This is a genomic window from Actinomycetaceae bacterium MB13-C1-2, from assembly GCA_035621235.1.
GTDB lineage: Bacteria > Actinomycetota > Actinomycetes > Actinomycetales > Actinomycetaceae > Scrofimicrobium.
In genome coordinates this window covers 150,952-168,127 of sequence record CP141731.1, presented here as the reverse complement: position 1 = coordinate 168,127, position 17,176 = coordinate 150,952, and the positions used below count along the sequence as shown (strand labels likewise).

At 55.7% G+C, this 17,176-nt stretch carries 8 protein-coding genes; 7 read left to right on the top strand and 1 reads right to left on the bottom strand.

The window, feature by feature from the left end; all coding sequences use genetic code 11:
• Nucleotides 1-72: 72 nt before the first annotated feature.
• The 3 genes from U6G28_00665 to U6G28_00655 all read left to right on the top strand — a co-directional run bounded on the left by U6G28_00665 (nucleotide 73) and on the right by U6G28_00655 (nucleotide 5,656).
• Entirely contained in the window at nucleotides 73-3,165 is a 3,093-nt protein-coding gene (locus tag U6G28_00665; GenBank protein WRS30241.1) for an N-acetylmuramoyl-L-alanine amidase, read from the top strand.
• A gap of 81 nt (nucleotides 3,166-3,246) precedes the next feature.
• The gene (locus U6G28_00660; GenBank protein ID WRS30240.1) at nucleotides 3,247-4,452 is read left to right on the top strand and encodes a hypothetical protein; all 1,206 of its coding nucleotides are present in this window, start codon (nucleotides 3,247-3,249) and stop codon (nucleotides 4,450-4,452) included.
• Nucleotides 4,453-4,465: 13 nt separating this feature from the next.
• On the top strand, nucleotides 4,466-5,656 hold the full coding sequence (locus U6G28_00655) for a hypothetical protein (protein WRS30239.1): 1,191 nt from the start codon (nucleotides 4,466-4,468) through the stop codon (nucleotides 5,654-5,656).
• Between the two features lie 6 nt (nucleotides 5,657-5,662).
• On the opposite strand, the gene U6G28_00650 is transcribed toward U6G28_00655, so the two are convergent.
• Nucleotides 5,663-7,462, bottom strand: coding sequence for an ABC transporter ATP-binding protein (locus U6G28_00650; GenBank protein WRS30238.1), 1,800 nt, complete (start codon nucleotides 7,460-7,462; stop codon nucleotides 5,663-5,665).
• Between the two features lie 87 nt (nucleotides 7,463-7,549).
• Between U6G28_00650 and U6G28_00645 the strand changes: the two genes are divergently transcribed.
• From U6G28_00645 to U6G28_00630, 4 genes are all read left to right on the top strand, one after another.
• Nucleotides 7,550-8,662: a glycosyltransferase family 2 protein gene (locus tag U6G28_00645; GenBank protein WRS30237.1), complete on the top strand. Its 1,113-nt coding sequence runs from the start codon at nucleotides 7,550-7,552 to the stop codon at nucleotides 8,660-8,662.
• A 79-nt stretch (nucleotides 8,663-8,741) separates the two neighbouring features.
• Nucleotides 8,742-12,527: an asparagine synthase-related protein gene (locus tag U6G28_00640; GenBank protein ID WRS30236.1), complete on the top strand. Its 3,786-nt coding sequence runs from the start codon at nucleotides 8,742-8,744 to the stop codon at nucleotides 12,525-12,527.
• Nucleotides 12,517-14,829 carry a glycosyltransferase gene (locus tag U6G28_00635; GenBank protein WRS30235.1) on the top strand — a complete coding sequence of 771 codons (2,313 nt, stop codon included), beginning with the start codon at nucleotides 12,517-12,519 and terminating at the stop codon, nucleotides 14,827-14,829. The genes U6G28_00640 and U6G28_00635 overlap by 11 nt, the downstream gene beginning before the upstream one ends.
• Nucleotides 14,792-17,176, top strand: a complete 2,385-nt coding sequence (locus U6G28_00630) for a glycosyltransferase (protein ID WRS30234.1) — start codon at nucleotides 14,792-14,794, stop codon at nucleotides 17,174-17,176. The genes U6G28_00635 and U6G28_00630 overlap by 38 nt, the downstream gene beginning before the upstream one ends.

Sequence of the window (17,176 nt, the reverse complement as noted above, 5' to 3'; positions counted from 1 at the left end):
GCTTCCTGTTACTAGTGTTACGGTTGAGGTCAATGTGACTACTGTGAGTTCAACACTAGGAGTAACGGGCGCGTGGCAACTCTGCAGAGGACTACCTCAAGACTGATTCTCAAAAAGGCCGGGGCTACGGTCGTGACCGGGGCTCTTGCTTTTGGCTCCCTGGCGCTCGTGACAACGGATGCCGGTGCAACGGAGTCAGCTTCTCCCTCGACGTTCCCCACAGCCCCATTCCTATCTACGACCGAGATAGCAACTTTGTTTATGAACCAGGTTGACCCGGTTGTTGTGGATCCGGAGACAACCGAACTCGACTTCGCGGACGCAGTAATCGACGAGAGCTACACGGAGACCGGCCCTGTGACCGAGGAACAGGGCGATCGACAACAGGTTGAGGCGGTCGAGCAGGCGCTTCAAGAGCAGACGGTGGAGGAGTCGAAGAGAACTCTCGCCCCGGACACTCAGGGGATAGCTCGCATTGATCTCGAAGCCGATGTCGCCGTGCTCGGCGTGACCTGGGACCTTGGTTCGCCACAGCCCGAGTCAGTTTACTGGCGCTATCTGACAGACGGAATGTGGACCGAGTGGAGGACTATAGAGTCCGAGGTCAATCAGTCGGTAGACGAGACCCGTGGCGGAACTGAGCCCCTCACACTAGCCAACGTGCAGGCCGTCGAGGTTGTGGCCAAGACCGATTCGGGCACCGATGTCTCTGGTCTTACGTTGCATGTGATCAATGCTGAGACCTTTGCGCCAGCCGAAAACGTTCTGCTTGATATCTACCCGGATCAGACTGATGAAGACGACGCCCAGTCGGCAGATGAGTTAGTCGAGGAAGAGGACAACCAATCGGACGGTCCGACCAAAACGGATGAAGATGACCAAGATTCGAGGTCAGATGAACCGGTGGAAGCGGATCAAGACGACAAGGCTCTCGACACAGACGAACTGGTTGGGACAGATCTGAGAGACAAGGCTCTTGACACCGACGGTTTGGTCGAAACGGACGGAGTGTCATTTTCCGGCTCGGTAGTACAGTCTCTGCGCGGCATCCAGCCCGCGGTCGGACTCAACTCAGCGGGGACTATCTACGACACTGGCTTCGAAGGCTTGAAGATTGGCACAAGGAAAGCGTGGTGTACTGGTGACTGTCGCCAGGTGAGCACCTGGACCCCCGAGCCGATAGCGGTTAAGGGAGCCGTGGTTCACCACACCGAGGGAAATAACAACTACACCCAGGCTCAGGTTCCGCAGCAGTTACGCAATGTCTACCAGTGGCAGGCAGTGTCTCGGGGTTGGGGAGACATCGGCTATAACTTGGTTGTCGATAAGTACGGTGGGGTTTGGGAAGGTCGCTACGGTGGGCTCACTAAGGGGATTCAAGGAGCCCACGCACTGGGTGCAAACTACGACACTTTTGGGATCACGGTCTTAGGAAGCTATACGGACTCAGCTCCTCCGGTAGTTGCCCGGCAGGCAATGAGCAAAGCGATTGCCTGGAAACTGAACCTGCACGGAGTCAAGAGTGCGACAGAAAAGGTCAAGGTCCAGGCCCAGTGGGCCGGTGGAGCAACCGTTCCCAGGGTCTCCGCACATCGTGACGTGGGTTGGACAGACTGTCCCGGAGATGCCTTTTACAAGCAAATGGATACAGTCCGCAGCGAAGTAAATGCCTACCTTGCGAAGCTTAATGCTCCGTCTTCAGGTACGACTACGCCATCCACCACCACGTTTAAGCCGGGCAATGTGATCTCCGATGCGGTGTTCTACAACCCGAATGCGATGACTGAGTCCCAGATCAAGAGCTTCATCGAGTCGGCTGGTGCGAGTTGTAAATCAAGCGGGAGTTCAAAGTGCCTAAAGGATATGACGTTCCCAACCTCTAAGCTCAATCCGATCCGAGTGAAGACAGGAGGTTGCTCGGCGCTCAATCTGAGCGGTAGCCAGCGACCGTGGACCATCATCGACAAAACCGCAAAGGCTTGCGGTCTAAACCCCCAGGTCATTCTCGTCACCCTTCAAAAGGAACAGTCTGGCCTGACTCAGCCCAAGACCGATGCTGTCTGGGCCAAGGCAATGGGTGCGGGTTGTCCGGATGGAAGTGGGTGCGATGCGGCGCAGGCAGGCTTTGCAAAACAGGTCTACTACGGCGCCGAAAAGCTTGCCACATACAAGATCAATGCGACCTGGGAACAGTACATTCTTGCGTTCCAAAACGGACAGAGTGTGACGGTTCAGAACAATGCTGGCACCGCCTGCGGTTCGCAGACCTTCAAGCTTGAGAACTACGCTACGGCTTCCCTTTACATGTACACGCCGTACGTCGGCAACGGGACCGGAGCAAACTGTCCGGCCATCGGTCAAAAGATGTTCTGGGACTTGATGAAACGTTACTTCCCGGCATCCTCGGGCGGAGACTCCTCGAATAACTCTCCTACGCCGGTCGAGTGGTCGGGCAGCCGACAGATCGGAAACGGTTGGCCCGCGCAGATCGTATATGCCGGGGACTGGAACGGAGATTCGAGACCCGACCTCATGCTGGTAGACAGCAACAAGAATCTGAGGCTGTATGCGGGCGGTTACGACGAGACGTTCGCCATGCCGGTGGTCATCGGTAACGGCTGGGGAAAGATGGACTGGATTCAGGGTGGCGTCGATTGGGACGGTGATGGAAACAATGACATCCTCGCGCGGCACTCACTGACTGGTGCCTTGCATCTGTACCGCGGAGACGGAAAAGGTGGTTGGGCGGGCTCACGCGTCATTGGTCAGGGCTGGGGTGGCATGTCGAAGATGGCTCTGGTGCAGTTGGGTTCCCGTCCGGCAATCTACGGCATAAAGGGAGACACGCTTCATTTCTACCTAGGGGACGGCAATGGCGGTTTCGCGTCTTCGGTGAATATGGGATCGGGCTGGTCGTCGGTGACGGCCATGACCGGCGTGGGCCACTGGGGTGGTGGAGGAACCGCCGATCTTGTTGTTCGAGAAAAGTCTGGCAACCTTTTCCGTTACACGGCCTCGGCGAGTGGAACTCTTAGTGGAAAGCTGGCCATTGGTCAGGGATGGAACGGGATGGTTGCGATCGGCTCAGCAAGCCAGAAGGACTTCAAGTCCTCACTTTGGGCGGTGCACTCGGATGGTCGACTATTCTCTTACGGTGTCAGATAAACCAATCCGAGGGGTAGTCGCTGAGGCCCCTTGCGCACTGTCGCTCGGTGCGATTGGAGCCGATGTTATGGTGATGCTCTGATGAGAGCTTCTAGACAGATAGTTAGAGTGACTGCAGAGCACGCTCTTGCGTGGTTACCCGCTTCGTTGCGAACGCGAATCGTCGGTGAACGATATTCGTGGGATCGGGACGACCTCAACTGTGTTGCGCGCGCCGCCAAAGGCGAGAAACGATTGTTGATTGGTCCGGCAAATTCCGCCTCACAGGGAGTCTATTGGGCTAACGCGGCTAGGAGCCTGGAGGGCGTTGAGGCGCAGAGTCTAGCGTTTGTAAGACCTGGACTTAGCTTCACAAAAGACCCGGATTTCGCTGTTCCCGGCACGGTTGGCTGGTATTCACGCGCTTGGGCGGCTCGACAAAGAAGGGCGATTATTGACACCTTCACCCACATCCTTTATGAGTCGGAGTTACCGATTATTCCAGGCCTTTATGGAGACGACATAAGGTCAGAAATTCAAGACTTATGCGAACACGGAATAAAGGTGGCGATGGTTGCTCACGGTAGCGATGTGCGCACGCCCTCCCAGCACGTGACCATTGAGAGGTTCTCGCCATTTTCTGAGTCGCTAGATGGACTAACGGACGTACTGGAGAAGAAAACGACCAAGAATCGGGCGATCTTGGACAGTTTGGATGTTCCCAAGTACGTGTCTACTCTTGATCTATTGAGCTATGTTCCAGAGGCTCGGTGGTTACCGATTCTCACCGACCCCAAGCGATGGACCGCTCTTCCGTTTCCCGGACTGGGAAGCCACAAGTTACGGGTGCTCCACGCTCCTTCGCGCCCTGAGTTGAAGGGCACTCCAGCGATTCGCGAAGCGATGGGGTCTCTAGTCGACGCGGGGTTAATCGAGTATCAAGAAATAACGAATGTCAGGTATGAAGAAATGCCGACCCGGATCTCATGGGCAGATGTGGTTATCGACCAACTTGCCATTGGCCCGTATGGAGTCACCGGAGTTGAGGCGATGTTGGCTGGCCGCGTCGTAGTTGCTCAGGCCGGGGACTTTGTGCGCAGCGAGATAGTAGAGCGAACCGGCCGAGATCTGCCGATTCTGGAGGCCAACCCGGAGACAATAGAGACCGTGGTTAGGAGCATCGCGCTAGAGCCAACCTCGTATGCCGAGGTAGCTCGCGAGAGTCGGTCATTTGCGCTGGACGTACATTCGGTCAAGCGGGCAGCAGAAGCATTGCGCCCATTCCTGTTTTCTGAAGCCCAAAATTAGGCGGTGAGCACTAATGTCTTCCACAGTGGCTAGAGTTCGAAACGAGATTGCTGCCCATACGATTCCGTTGTTGCCGGAGTCAGTACAGGCCAGGATTGTCGGACCCACCGCAACCTGGAAGCCGACAGATCTACGTCAGGTTGCCCATGCTCCCGCTACGGACACTCGATTGCTCATCGGTCCGACCAACTATGCAGGTCAAGGCTACCTGTGGGCGAGGGCAGCGGAAAGCTTACCGGGAGTCGGGGCCCAATGTCTTCAGTATTACAAACCCGAAGCATGGCATAGATTTGCCGCTGACACTGACGTTCGGATGAACGTATGGGGGTACTCGCACCTATGGAAACGTCGCCAACTGGAGGAGCTTGCTCGGTTCACCCACGTCATTGTTGAGGCGGGTGCGCCATTGATAGTCGACGAGGGGTGGCAACTAACCAGCCGACAGATAGAAAATCTTCAAGAACTAGGCCTCAAAGTCGCGTTAATGTGGCACGGGACAGATGTGCGGCTACCTTCCAAACATCAACTACTTGAACCATTTTCTCCCTATCGTGACGCAAGCCCTGAGTGGGTGGAAGAAGTTGAGCGCCTTGCCCAGGCTAATCACGATCTCGCTGATGGTTTGGGAATTCCAGAGTTCGTCTCAAATCCCTATTTGCGTGCATTTCGAAGTGGTGCGACCTGGGTACCGACGCTTTCTGATCCCGATCGGTGGGACGCGCCGCTACCCCCGGAAGACAGCCATCTTCCGGTAGTTCTTCATGTTCCCAGCCAGGGAGTGTGGAAGGGCACCGATCAGATCAGGGCCACCCTTAGAAAGCTCGAGTCGGAAGGCCTCTTGCGATTCATCGACGTTGCCAACATTAGCCCCGAGAAGATGCCTGCTCTAGTTGCTTCTGCGGACATCGTTGTCGACGGAATCCTCAATGGACAGTATGGCGTGGCATCTTTGGAAGCAATGCTCTCGCGGCGCGTAGCTGTTGCACATACTTGGCAGTCAACGCGCGAACATATCCGTGAAGAATACGGGCTAGATGCCCCTGTTGTTGAGGCGGATCCAAGCAGTCTAGAGCAGGTAATGCGGGCTCTAGTAGCCGATCCGCAGTATCGTGCGAGACTGGGAGAACAAGGGCGAGACTATGTCCTAAAGGTGCACAGCAAAGACAATGCCGCCGCTGCGCTGCGCCCATTCTTGCTGTCTTAGTCGGGCTTACTTCTCGGCGTGTTCCAGCAGTCCAGCTAGTTGAGCCTGTTCACGGAAGTTCGGAACGTCCGCTACCACCTCGTCAAATGTTCCGTGGGCGAGGACGAAGCTGTTTTCCATGTAAAACAGCTCATCGGCATCCTTGACTGTCGAAAGACGGTGGGCGATTGAGATCACGGTAACTTCGCCCCGTAGTTTGCTAAGTGCCTTCGTTATTTTGGCTTCGGTCTTCGTGTCAAGTGCGGATGTCGCCTCGTCCATTATCAGGATGTACGGATCGGCGTAGAGGGCACGCGCGATGCCGAGTCTTTGGCGTTGCCCCCCTGACAGAGCAATGCCTCGTTCACCAATCTTGGCTCCCAGACCCCCAGGCCGTTCTTGCACCGCTTTCCACATTTGGGCTTTTTTCAGGCACTCTATGACCTTCTCGGTGTCAATGTCGTCCTGCCAAGTCAAGGCAACATTCTGGGCGATAGTGCCATCAAACAGTGAAACGTCCTGTGGGACGTAGCCGACTCGAGAACGCCAATCTGTCATCACATCGGTGATGTCCTGCCCATCAACACTCACCTTGCCTTCTTGGGGTACAAGAAGACCAAGAATGATATCCACCAGAGTAGATTTTCCCGATCCGGATTCACCGACGATGCCGACTCTCGAACCCATCTTGATAGACATCGAAACTTCACTCACTGCGGGTTCATCACGGTTCGGGTAGGTAAAGGTCACGTTATCGAGGGTCAGTTCTTCGGGGTCGTGGAGTAGCGGTTCCTTGCCCAGGTGCTCCGTGGTGGAGCGGTACTTATCGGCTGATCGAAGATCGCGTAGTACGGCGTCTATCTGTGCCGCGTTGGAGTTGAGAGTATTGACTGTTGTCTGATACGTGAGGAGTGAGGGAATCAGGCGCATGGAGGTCACCGCGAACATGACAACGGCTCCGATAGCGTCGTTAAGGTTGCCGTCCACCAGGTACGAGATTGCGCCAACAAGGAGGAATCCTCCGACCAGAGCGCCATCCATTACAAACTTGGGGATGGAGCCAAGAAACTGTATGTTCGCCCTGGCACGAGTGGAGTGTTTTCTGTTGCTTCGCACTTCGCCCGCCACCTCGTCGAACTTGTTGCGAAGCGTGATCTCTTTTAGGGCGCCCACCATATCTGTCATGAGCGAGGCGACCTTGTAGCTGTAACGCTGATTGACGCTACCCGCCTCTAACGTTTTCTTACTCAGAACTACGCTCATGAGGACGGCAATGCCCCCGAGGTAGAAGATCGAGACCACCGCTGTTAGAGGCTGAACAACGAGCAACGTTACAAGTATCAAAATCGTAGAGACTAGTGCCGCTGGGAGAGCGATCAGCGGCATGATCAGTCCACTGACCAACGCCGCTACTCCAACATCGGCCATTCTCACCAGTGTCGCAGTTGATCGGGCAAGTCGATCAATCCAAGGTGCTCCGATGTATGCGTCGAACAAACGCAGGCCGAGGGTCAACTCAAACTCGGTAAATCGTCTGGTTGCGAACCACTGTTGTAGCAGGGAGAGCAGGGACTTCAGGAGGATAAGCGCCGAGACGACCACCAACAGCCAGACGTAATTGTCCTGGCTGACCGTGAAGTTTATGACTGGGATTACGACATCATCGCCCTGCAACATTGTCGAAAGTGAGAGGGCAAGTAGCATCAGCGCGGCGACATCAAGCAGAGTAAGAAGACAAGACAGCACCACGTATCGCACCATGTAGGGCACCGCGCCCTCTGGTAAGTAGGGCAGAATCGATCGGAGGCGCCCAAGTGCTTGTTTCATCTGGATCCCCTCTTGCGTCCAAAAAATCGGCCTGAAGCCGGGACTAAGCTTACATCCAGACACAATAACGACAGAAAGTCAGGTGCAATGGTCAGCAGACCGTCAGGTTCCCTAAAGGCAGAGGTTGTCGTTCCTGTACACCGTGAAGATCGTCCGATCAGAAGAGCCGTAGATTCCGTTCTCGCCTGTCCACAAGCAGGGGTAGTGGTTGTGGCTCATGGGATCGACCCGTCCGTTCTGGACCTACCTGATGATCCCCGGGTGCGTGTGGTTGAAGTAAGTCGAAACGTTGGAAAGCCGGGTGCTGCATTCAACGAGGGCGTGCGCGAGGTGACTGCTCCCTGGTTAGGAATTATGGGCTCGGACGACTGGTTCGAGGATGGGGCGCTAGACCTGATGATGACTCACCTCAAGCAGGACGGGGCGGACGGCGTAATTGCTCCGCTTAGACCAGATCACCTTTCAGCCAACGTGGTTCTTCCAGTGACATCTCGTCAACGCAACCTTCGGGGCGCAAAGGATCGACTTTTTCATCGGACTGCGCCGCTTGGCCTGTTTAGAACAGAGATCCTTCAGAATCCCGACTATTCATTCGACGAAGATGTGGTATCTGGAGAAGACTTGAAGACGAGCACCAGATTATGGACGTCGGGCATTTCAATTTCCTACTACGCAAGTGATCCGGCATACGTGGTCGGGAGCGATGCTTCCTCGCGCGTCACAACAATCGAGAAACCTCTTTCGGAGCATATGGCCGCCCTGAGCGATCTGTGGGAGAGCGACCTGATCAACTCCCTCTCGATTCGCGAAAGACAAGACTTGGCCGAAAAGATCTTTCAGGTGAGCGTTGTCCCCCTATTCCAAGACCGCAGAAGTCGCGAAGACTGGGGCCAGGGTGACTTTGAGTGGCTTTGTGATCTGGTCGCGCAGATGCAGGGGAAGGCTCAGGGATTTGACCAAGGTTTCACCCGAACTTGGAACGCTATCTTGGTGTCGCTTCTAGAGAGAGACTTCAACGCGTCGATGGGCGTCATAGCGAATTCCCGATACCTGGATAATCGATTGCCGGCGCGAGTCGCAGGGTTAGTACATCGTCACAGTTGGTGGCGAAAAGAGCTTCGACGGAAGCGCGTGAGTGCGAGGGTCCAAAAAGAACGCTCACGATCGAGCGGAGGAGACCATGTTTCTTCAAACCGGTAGCTACATTCTTGATCTGCGGTCTCCGAACTGGCAGTTTTCTCGAGACAACACATCTTGTTTCTGGGACAGCCTCGGTCCCATGCGGCCGGTTTCAAGGCGCTTCCTTGACGACGGTGTCGCTCACGAGATGGAAACAAACTGGTGTGCTGTGCTGGTGCGCCAAGACTGCATTGTGTTGATGGAAGACGTCGTACGCTCGCATGCGCTTTTCTATGCTCGCGCGGGGGAGAAATGGATTATCACCGATCATCCCGACGCGCTTCGGTCGTTGTTGCCAGACTGGAGGCGAGATCGGAGTGAGGCAGAGGTATTCGCACTGACAGGGTTTACTTTGAACGAGGGAACTCTGGTCGAGGGGGTTTCTATGGTCGAGGCGTCGTCCATCGTCACTCTTCCCCTGGACGGTGCCGAGCCGAAAGTCGAGTTTACCGGCCTTCCGCTACACCCAGCAGATAGCGCAATGGGAGATGCACACGAGTATGGGGTTCAGTATCTTGCCGCTTTGGATGCCGATTTTGACGACCTTATTGAACGCTCAAATGGCCGTCAGCTTGTCGTCCCGCTTTCTGGAGGCCTTGACTCTAGGCTGATTGCCGCCATGCTGAAGCGGCGCGGTGCATCGAACATCTTGGCGTTCACGTACGGAAAACGTGGCATCCCGGAGGCGGCGATGTCTAGATCTGTGGCGGATGCTCTAGACATTCCGTGGGTCTTCGTTGAGATGGACCCGGCAGATGTCTCAGTTACGTGGTTTAGTGAAGAAACGGATTCCTTCCGCTCTGACACGTGGAATGCAAGCGCTCTGCCACACGTCCAAGACTGGTATGCGTTACGAAAATGTAAGAGGGACGGGCTAGTAGAAGACGACGCAATCATCCTGCCGGGGCACACCCCCGTGGGTGCTATGCATGATGAGCAGATCCTGAAGAACGGGGTGTCGGCATCGGATATTGTCGCCGTGATCGCAGAGCATCATTGTGCTGGCTCGTCGGCTACAACTCGTCTTGAGCGAAGCCCAGAGTTTCGCAAATCTATCAGACGCACATTTGGGCTGGTTCCAAATAACAGCAGACGTGTTCAGAACGCAGTCAGCCTGTTCAACTTTCGGGAGCGCCAGGCGAAGTACATCAACAACTCGATGAGCGCCTATGAGCATTTCGGATGGAACTGGGCCCTACCTCTTTACTGGCCTCGCTCCCTGAACGCTTGGATCATCGGCTCAGAAGAGCTAACTGCGGACCGTCGCTGGTATCAGAAGTTTGTTGATTGGGTCTATGCCGAGCAAGCCGGGATCGATGAAGCCATAGGCTACATTGAGGCTCCTGCTGACTCCGCTCGAGTTCCGTTCCGCGACCAGGTTGTGAAGCTGGCGCGAAAGACCGGAGTAAATCGTCCCCTGAATCGAGCCTGGAGCATCAGAACGCAGATGAACCATCCGCTTGCGTTCGAGGCGTTTGTGAAGGATCAAAGCGACGTAAGTCGTTTGGGTCGTCTTCTGCGGGAAAACTCGCTCGTGGGAATCTGGTCTAGAGATTTCCTTGACGGCAAATGGGGGTCTGGAAGACAGCAACTGGTCCCGCTAGAGTGCGGAGAGCAAACATCAAACAGAGAAAAGCCGAGCGTCCTGCTTATTTCTTACTCAGATATCTCGCACGATGCGCGGTTGCTGAAACAGATCGGGGCGTTATCGAACGACTTTAACGTGACGGTGTGCGGTCACGGTGATTCCTTTGAAACGCCGGCCGAGCTACTGCTTTTTGACTGCAAGGAGTCGAAGAGCGGTGACCGGGTTCGGGCTACGCTCCTGCACCTTGGCCTGTACGGATTAGCTCAACGACTTGAAGCTGATAATCTCGCGGCCCACAGACTACTGGCGGGACGAGAGTTCGACGCGGTGATCGCCAACGATATCGAACCGGTTGGTTTGGCCATAGAACTGTTTGGTGCTGATCGGGTTCACGCTGATCTTCACGAGTACTATCCGGGGCTTCAGGATCAGGACGAGGGCTGGGTGAAGCTTCGTCAACCGTACTACCGCTGGATGCTTGCAAATCACGCCTCCAACGCCGTTTCAACGACGACGGTTTCTGCCGCAATTGCGAAGCGCTATATGAACGAGTTCGGATTCGAACCCGGGGTCGTTGAGAATGCTCTTCCACTGGTTAATGTTGACCCGACCCCGGTACACCATCCAATACGTCTGGTTCACGCGGGAGCAGCGCTGCCTAATCGCCATATCGAGATAATGATGCGGGCCGTAGCTCGCTCGATCTCAGAGGTGACGCTGGACCTGTATCTGACGGGTACCGGAACCCAATATCACCGCTCCCTCGAACAACTAAGTGATGATCTTGGCCCGAGAATCCGGGTCCTAGAGCCAATCGCACGAGGGGACCTTGTCGGAACTCTAAACCACTACGACGTCGGCATACACTTTCTCCCGGCGACCGCCACCAATAACGTTCTTGCGCTACCAAACAAGTTCTTTGACTTTGTTCAAGCGCGCCTCGGAGTTGTAGTCGGACCCACCGAGGAGATGGCCAGGCGGGTAGAGCAGTATGGCATCGGAGCTGTGACCGACGACTTCTCTGAAGACGCCCTCGTCAGAACGATCGATGGACTAGATGCAGAGCGAATCAACGAGTGGAAGCAGAATGCCTCGGTTGCGGCCACCCACGTTGATGTAACGCCAATGCTTGAGGTGTGGCGCGAGGCGGTTACCCGGATCTGCTCTCCTCAAACCACTACGGGCGGTGACGGGGATTACCGGCCCCGTGCGCGGGTCGATGTCATCATTGCGGTGCACGATCCGAAGCGACCTATCGCCAGGGCGGTTGCATCTGTACTGAAAAACAACCGAACGCCGATTCGGACCATAGTCGTCGCGCACAATGTGTCACGCGAACTCATAGCGGGGCAGCTGGGCGAATGGGCGCACGACGAACGGGTGCTATTGGTCCATTGCGCCGACGGAATCCACAGCCCATCCGGTCCCATGAATCTTGGGTTTGACTGTGCAAGCGCGGAGTTCACGGCTTTGCTTGGGAGCGACGATACTTTGGAGCCCGGAGCAATAGACCGATGGATGGAAATAGCTGAACGCGGAAATGGCGCTGACTTCGTCATAGCTAATCGCCAAGAACCCGAGGGAATATCGGCCTCTGTACCACCTGTTCGTGTGGGTCGAAGAGTCGACCTTGACGGAGCTAAAGACCGCCTCGTTTATCGAGCGGCTCCGCTTGGGCTGATAAGAAGAAGCGTGTTTGGAGAGGTTAGATTCCCAACGGACATCCCGACCGGAGAGGATATCCTGTTCTCTAACAAAGTGTGGTTTTCCGGAGCTCGGATCGCGTTTGCTTTTGGTCCGCCAGGATACGTGGTTCATTCTGACCAAGACGTAAGAGTGACAACTACTAGGAGATCGGTCGCTTCTGAGTTGAAGTGGATACCGTTGGCCACGGATCCTTCCGCACCGGGAATGTCGGTTGATGGGCAGCGCAGGGCATTGATTGTCAAGATCCTCAGAAGCAACATACCCGACGCGGTCCGAAACCGGGTGGCTGGCGGTCTGTCAGAGCAGGACAGAAAAGATCTTCAGAAACTCACGCGCTCAGTTATTGCGTCCGATCCGGGAGCACTCGGATGCCTGTCCCGATCTGAGCACAGGCTCATTCGGGGAATATGTGAGGGAAACACGAGTCTCAAAGAACTATCCGACCTACTGGTGGAGCGTTCAAGATTGCATTCATTTGATGCGCTAGTGCCCGTCAATCGTGCCGAGATATTTTCCCGCCAGGCACCGCTGCGGTACCACATCGCTAGTTGGACGCTGGGACGTCAAGGTAGGTGCGCCAATGGAAGCTAAGCGCATGATCTTCCATGCCCCATTTCCCGTTGTTAACGGTGCAACCTCTGCATCGGGAATAAGGCCGTGGAAGATGCTCCAGGCGTTTCGTTTGCTTGGTTACGAGGTATTTACGATTACGGGATACTCCGCTGAGCGGAGGGCGAAATTCGCAAATTTGAAGAAACGAATGGAGTTGGGGTGGCGACCCGACTTTGTATATTCAGAGGCCGCGACAATTCCCTCATCCTTCACCGAACCCAAACACTTTCCCTTGATCCTCAACCTGGACCGGAGAATCTTTCAGTTTCTACACAGGTGGGGCGTGCCATCCGGCGTGTTCTATCGGGACGTCTACTGGGCTTTCGAGGAATACCAAAAGAGTGTGGGTAGACTTGTTGCGCTCGCGATGCGACAGCTCTACGCCCGAGAGATCGATACCTTCAATCGATACGTAGATGTCCTTTTTTTGCCCTCGCAGAAGATGGCGGATTACATTCCCCACCTCAAAGATATTCGTACCGTCGCGCTTCCCCCGGGATGTGATGCGGTTAGTGACCTAAAGAAGGATCGAACTAAAAAGCTCACAACGCTTCGCATGTTGTATGTTGGCGCAGTTGGGGGCGAGCACTATGACATCTCCGAACTGCTACGAGCCGTACGTGACGTTGATGGGGTCGAGTTGACGATCTGCACCCGCCCGGATCAATGGGAGTCTGCCTCGAAGGAGTACGAGGGCTTGTTGGGTAACTCGGTTCGCGTCGTGCATGAATCGGGCGAGGGACTAGTTCCCCTCTACAGGTCGGCAGATGTCGCATGTTTGATGATGAGACCGCAGGAATACCGCTCTTTCGCAGCTCCGATGAAGCTCTATGAGTACCTGGGCAACGGAGTCCCAATCCTTGTTTCTGAGGGAACCCTTGCAGCCGACGTGGTCCGAGAAAACGACGCTGGTTGGGTGGTCGATTTCAGCGAGCGCGCGCTTAGGTCAGTACTGACCAGACTGAAAGAGCACCCTAGCGAGATCCTAACCAAGGCCCAAAATGCGGCAGCGGCCGGAAGTCGAAACACCTGGAAGACTCGTGCGGATTCGGTGGCTGAAATCCTGAGCGCTAACGAGACCGACACGGGAGTTCATCCTGTCCATGTTCTGATGATTCCCTCTTGGTATCCGAGCGACGTTGAGGACCTCAACGGCTCTTTCTTCCGGGAACAAGCGCAGACGTTAGCCTCCAACGGTCTCAAGGTAGGGGTGTTATCACTTAAGCCGATACCGATCTACACCCGGGGAGGTCGGCCAAGGAGCGGGCCTAGGGTCGGTGTTGAGAACGGCGTGGGCGTCGCCCGTTCGACGTTTCACCAGTATCTGCCGATGCAACGCCTCGCGAATGTTCTGCTGGCTAAAGCTCAAATTGAGGATTCCTGGAACGCTTACGTTGCGAGATTTGGTCGCCCGGACGTGCTTCATGCCCACAGCTACTATCCGGGTGCCGTGATTGCTTCACGACTCTCAAAAGAGCACGGAGTCCCATATGTTTACACAGAGCACCGGAGCCTGCGGCACCTTCCCACGCGCACCGCTGTGGGGCGCCGCATAGAAACATGGATCGCACAGGGAGCCGCGAGTCTACAAGCGGTCTCTTCAGGACAGGCCAGATACATGGAAGCTCGTTTTCGGACGGGGTCCAACTCGTGGTCCACCTCCCCGAACTTGCTCCCTGAACTTAAGGGACCTTCAACCTCAAGGATCCGGGAGTCCCCATCATCAGTACAACGGGAGACGTTCACGTATGGGCACTTGTCGGTACTAGATCCCGTGAAGCGCGTCGATCTGCTTTTGAAGTCGTTTGCCGAAGTCCTGATAGTTAATCCGTTGGCGCGGCTGGTCATAGGTGGGGATGGACCTGATCGTCAAGCACTCGAAGAACAGACGAGTGAACTTGGTATCGGAGGTAGCGTGGAGTTTCAGGGTCGGATTCCACGGACGGAGGTGTCGGGCTTCCTTCGACAACTTGACGCTTTTGTTCTTCCCTCGGACTCTGAGACGATGGGAGTCGTGCTCGTTGAGGCGCTGTCGCAGGGGATTCCGGTTATCGCCACGCGAACCTGGGGTGGTGAGGACATCGTGACTGACTCGGACGGGATTCTGATCGATGTCGGCAATCAGCGGCAGTTGACCAAAGCAATGACCGCGATCCAAGAGTGGCCGACAGATTCCCAGAGTCGCGAGGACCGAGCACGGCGTTGTGTGGAACGGTACGGAGAGGAATCATTCGTGTTGAGGTATGCCGAAATCTATCGGCGCGCGATTGGAGGCGAATAGGAAGATGGTCAAGGTCGTCATCGCCTCGCGCATTTTCGATCCCGAACCCGCCGCCGCATCATTTCGCTTAAGGGCGGTCGCACACGCCCTTATAGAGAGAGGCGATGAGGTCACGGTGTTAACCTCGTGTTTCGAAGGAGCCGCCGCCAGGTCTTCTCTGACCCATCCCTCGACTCCGCTCAGCAGAGGGGAAAAAGACTCTGACGGAACCGTTCTTCGTTGGCCGGTCATGCGCGACAAGACGGGGTACCTTCGAGGGTACGTGCCATATATGTCGTTCGACCTTCCTTTGTTTTTCCGGCTTCTTACCTGCAAACGATCTGACGTTGTGCTCGTTGAACCGCCACCGACGACAGGGTTCTTCGTTCGCTTAGCCTGTGCCATACGGCGGGTTCCCTATGTCTGGTATGCCGCTGACGTATGGTCAGATGCGACAAAGATTGCCGGAACGTCAGCACCTGTCGTATCGGTGGTCAGAGCACTTGAGAGCTTTACACTCAGCGGAGCAGCAGGGGTGATTGCGGTAAGCGAGGGAGTAGCCGAACGGGCTAGGTCCCTTGGGGCAAAGAACGTGTGCGTCATTCCAAACGGAATTGATACCAGTGTCTACACACCTGATGCTGTCCCTCTTTCAGAGGGTGAGCTGCGTGAAATGGGGATCACCGGGCCATACCTGTTGTACGCCGGAACAGCCTCGGAGTGGCAGGGAGCCGAGGTGTTTGCCGAGGCGGCCGAATACCTGATGAAGAACGATCCACAGGTACAGATCGTTTTCGTGGGCCAGGGTTCCCGCTGGGACGTAATCGGTGAGACGGCAAGGCAACTGCACAAGAGCGCCAAGCGTGATGTCGTGGTCCAGCTACCCCAGGTGAGTCCAGAACAGGTCGCGCGCCTACTCGGTGGAGCAGAGTTGGCGTTGGTTTCAATTGTTCCGGGCAAGGGATACGACTTTGCCTACCCAACGAAAGTGTTGGCGGCTCTGTCTTCAGGCACGCCGGTCCTATACGCGGGGGTGGGGCCAGTCGCCGATGAGATTGAGGCAAATGGGCTAGGATTTGTCTCCTCTCACGAGCCTCAGAAGGTGGCACAGACTCTCACATCGGCACTTGAAGCACCACTGGCGAAACGAGATGAGTCGTGGAGACTTCACCGGTGGGTAAAAGATAATCGCTCTTTGGAGGCTGCTGGAAGTTCCGTGGCGGAGTTTGTTGAAGGTGTGGCGGATAAGGACGCCTCAGATCCGGGGGGAGATCCGGTGATCACGGTCGTCTCTCCCTGGTATCCAACACCGGATCGACCCGTTTCGGGACTGTTTGTGCAGCGAGAAGTGGTTGCCCTGCACAGAGCGGGTCTAGATGTCAGAGTGGTTCACTTGGACCGAGATTTGGAGGCTGGCACAAGCCGACTTAGCCGGTGTGACGGTGTGCAGCTACTAAGAATCGGAATGGATCCGGCTAATCCGGTGTCAGTAGCAAAAGCCCAAGCCCACCTAAGAGCGGCACTCAAGGGCTCCGATATAGTGCATTCCCACGCTATATCGGCGTTGCCAGTAGTCTCGATGTCGAGGGGTCGGATTCCGTGGATTCACACGGAACACTGGTCCGCTCTCAGCTCCCCAGACTCGGCGAGTCTATTACTTCAAGCAGTACGGCCAGCCTTTGCGTCGCTACTTCGGCTTCCCGATGTTGTTGTTGCCGAAAGTGAACGTCTGGCAGAGCCGATTCGAAGGTTCCGAGGCTCCCGCCCGGTTGAGATAATCCCCTGCATTGTGCCAGCGCCACGGACTCTGGCACCCTACAGGGATGCAGAGCCAACAATGAGACTCATGTCGACCGGGGGAGTCATCGACAGGAAGAACCCACTTCTTGCCGTTCGTACTCTTTTTGAACTGTCTCGACGGGGTATCGATGCATCGCTGCGTTGGATAGGCGATGGCGACCAGCGTGAAGAAGCAGTTGCTCTGGCCCGCGAACTTGGTGTTGAGGCATATTTTCCCGGATCAGGAAGCCCCAGTGATGTTGAGGAGGCGCTCGCTGCGGCGGACATATTCTTTGGTCCGACAAAAGGAGAAAACTTTTTCGTCGCCGCTGCAGAGGCGTTGGTGAATGGACGTCCGATATGTGCCAGCGATCAGGGTGGTCACGTGGAGTATGCAGACCCACGTTTCTGTGAGATCGTCGTGGATCAGACCCCTGAAGCCTATGCAGAAGCGCTAATCCGGCTACGGGACAAGACTAGCTCGGTGAGCGCCGAGCAGATTTCAAACAGTGTTGCCGCTCGCTTCTCGCCCGAATCCGTGGCAACTATGTACTCGGATATCTACGAGAGAATCCGCACGAAGGCATGA

Excerpts from the sequence above, each read along its gene's own strand:
- U6G28_00660 (WRS30240.1), top strand. The coding sequence starts at position 3,247 with ATGAGAGCTTCTAGACAGATAGTTAGAGTGACTGCAGAGCACGCTCTT.
- U6G28_00655 (WRS30239.1), top strand. The coding sequence starts at position 4,466 with ATGTCTTCCACAGTGGCTAGAGTTCGAAACGAGATTGCTGCCCATACG.
- U6G28_00650 (WRS30238.1), bottom strand. The coding sequence starts at position 7,462 with ATGAAACAAGCACTTGGGCGCCTCCGATCGATTCTGCCCTACTTACCA.
- U6G28_00645 (WRS30237.1), top strand. The coding sequence starts at position 7,550 with ATGGTCAGCAGACCGTCAGGTTCCCTAAAGGCAGAGGTTGTCGTTCCT.
- U6G28_00640 (WRS30236.1), top strand. The coding sequence starts at position 8,742 with ATGCGGCCGGTTTCAAGGCGCTTCCTTGACGACGGTGTCGCTCACGAG.
- U6G28_00635 (WRS30235.1), top strand. The coding sequence starts at position 12,517 with ATGGAAGCTAAGCGCATGATCTTCCATGCCCCATTTCCCGTTGTTAAC.
- U6G28_00630 (WRS30234.1), top strand. The coding sequence starts at position 14,792 with ATGCCGAAATCTATCGGCGCGCGATTGGAGGCGAATAGGAAGATGGTC.